Consider the following 2,643-nt stretch of genomic DNA (forward strand, 5'->3'; position numbering starts at 1 on the left):
CTGAGCTATACTCAATTTTTTTGACCTTTTAATCCTGTGTTTGTCAGAGGTGAAACCTGATGCCATAAGACCGACCTGCTAAGTAAGATCGAAACTTTGTACTCACCAGTCTACTAGATAACATCTCCGCTCCTCAAACGATATCTGTGATTATATAAATGTACCAAATTATCTGTATTTTTAACTACCAAATTAGATGCGCTTACCCTGGGTTACCCGACGAACCGCTAATGCTTTTGCTGCCCAATAACTTATCAACAGTTTCTGGAGTCGGCGTACTAGCTTGACATCACCCCGATTAGACGCTTGATATATCCGCTTTTGCAATTTAAAAACGTTACGCTCTAGCTTTCGCCAGTTGATATCGTTCCATTTATATATCGGTTTTTCTGCCGTGTTCATAACATATTCATTGCTACTTGTAGCTATATCATCCGTATTATCGTGAGTCAGTTAGCATATCCTCACCATTACAATGAGGCGTTGGCTTCTGACTCAATCTTTGCCACCTGTTACCTGGAAATCCAGATGTTTCGTCTTAGCTGACTGCTCGAAGTATTCGACCTCTCCGAGAGTAATCAGGTGGGTTACTTCGTTCCTCATAACCATTGGTTTGTTCCGTTAGGATGTCACCTTGTTCACCGAGTTTTTGGGTAACGTAGGTATGCCGCCGATCCGGATTCTCATACCACCCTATACTAATGCCCTTTTTGGGACTGCCAGCGCATAAAGCCTTATTTCGCTGGTTCGGCGTAACGATGATTTAAGCAGTGACTTCGCTTTCGCTATCCGTAGGAACTTGCTCACGGGATACCACTTTAGGCTAGTAGTTCTTTCCGCTTTTATCCCCGCTTCACCGATTGAGGGCTAGTCGCTACAGTGGGGGATATGCTTTCACCTCTACGTCTGAGGGGCAGGGCTTAACGATTTCTAGGATACTAACGCTCACCTGCAAGGTTATAAAGTTGTCGTCTATAAGGGATTAAAGTGCGAACTCAATCCTGATGGATTACCTTATAGAGGCCAGTCATCCCCCGATTACTCGGTTTCGACTGAACGAATCGCACCCGGGAGAGCCGTTCTAATCTCACTTGTTTTTCTGATTGTATCAAGGGTAGCAAGATTCCAATCAGTTTAAATTGAGCTGAACTTAGTTGTTTTTTTAAATGAATGAGGTAGAATGTTGGTATCATTATTTTGGAGATAGGCAAGCGTGTAACAATTATGCTGCCTATTTTTTTTTAGCACACATTGGCTCAATCCTTACAAAGGTATGGGTTTCAGGCTGGTTGTTACCCCCCCAGGGTTTTCAATATATTTTTTAACAATCTCTTCCGAGGCGTTACCCACTGTGCCGTAAAAATACAGCCTCTTTCATGTATATTTAGTACGCTGCATTCGGTAGAGAAGCAGAAAAAATGAAAATTTATGCGATCGAGTTTCGTAAAAAAATAGTTAAAGCCTATGAATCCTTTGCTACATCAGTTAGGGCGCTGCTGAAGTGTTGGGCGCGTAAATACAATATTAACACATCCTGATAGCTCGTTTGATAGGAAAAACTTTTTGTTATTCTACATCAGGCAGCAAGTTGCTCAGACATTCCCTTGGATTATTAATTCACTATCTAAAATTTGCTAATCTTCCGATGCCCTATCAAAATTAAAGACATTATTTTGGTCGTAAGCTGTTCAGCATTTAAATTTTTTGCCTGAAAGCCAGGGTGCAAGCAGTCTAGGCTTCAAAAATCCCAATTTAAATGCGTATCAGCTTAGGCGATCGCCGACGTTGTTTAGTGATACCCTAATTCAGAAACGGCTTTTTATATAGTAATGTAATCGAGGCGATCAACGATCTTCGATTTGCCGTAAATGTCGCCAGATTTCTTGATGACATACGTGCCAAAAATACATGGCTAAATTCAGAAGAGCTAATAATTTAATGCCATCTTCTAATATCTCGTGTACTCCTTCACTTGGCAATTTTAAAGGATCCGCAAACCGCGAGATAGCCAACAATAGGAATGCTGCGACTAATGACAGGTAAGGAGTGGTTTTGATGTATCGCCAAAACTTAACTCCGTAAAAAAAAACAGCACTACCATAACACAAATAAACTAATTTTTTAGATATTCCCAAAGTAGAAAGAATCAAAGTCATCCGAAACCTGTCATCCAGGAAAAAAACTCCCATTAGTAAAGCACTAAAAAATAAGAATATCCCCGCTCGACTGCGTGGATCTTTCTGGCGCAACACTCCGAAAGTAAATGCACAAATTGCGACTGGGATGCACCACAGGATTTCGGAAACTCCCGTTAGAAGGCCTTCGTAAGGGAACACGTAATTAAAAGGATCCCTAAACAAACGTGCAACTCCGTCTCCCTGGTGGTTGAGTTTGCCGTATACGCTCAGCCCGCCCAAAATCAGAACAGTCAGAATGTTGAAAGGAGCTAAAAACGGTACACTAAAAAAGTGTTTTTTGAAAGCTTCTAAAAAATTTGACAATCGGGGAATGTGAGCGAATAAAGGTAGGTGCTTCATAAAAAATGTCTCCAAGCAATAGATTTGGTGTAATTGCTCAACTAGGGGAAAAAATGGAGCCATCAATAGAGAGAGCTTGTTGAATAGATTGATAAGCAGTTAAACC

At 41.0% G+C, this 2,643-nt stretch carries 1 protein-coding gene and 2 pseudogenes; 1 reads left to right on the forward strand and 2 read right to left on the reverse strand.

The features are described from left to right. Window positions 1-207: 207 nt before the first annotated feature. Window positions 208-402 (reverse strand): annotated as a pseudogene (locus tag QT994_RS27410) (reverse transcriptase N-terminal domain-containing protein); the annotation flags it as partial. Between the two features lie 1,135 nt (window positions 403-1,537). On the opposite strand from QT994_RS27410, the pseudogene QT994_RS27415 reads away from it, so the two are divergent. Then, window positions 1,538-1,663, forward strand: a pseudogene (locus QT994_RS27415) (IS1 family transposase); the annotation flags it as partial. A gap of 181 nt (window positions 1,664-1,844) precedes the next feature. Here the strand turns inward: QT994_RS27415 and QT994_RS27420 are convergent. Continuing rightward, window positions 1,845-2,537: a hypothetical protein gene (locus QT994_RS27420; protein WP_333050851.1), complete on the reverse strand. Its 693-nt coding sequence runs from the start codon at window positions 2,535-2,537 to the stop codon at window positions 1,845-1,847. Between the last annotated feature and the right edge of the window lie 106 nt (window positions 2,538-2,643).

It is taken from the genome of Microcoleus sp. S13_B4, from assembly GCF_036700885.1.
Lineage (GTDB): Bacteria > Cyanobacteriota > Cyanobacteriia > Cyanobacteriales > Microcoleaceae > Microcoleus.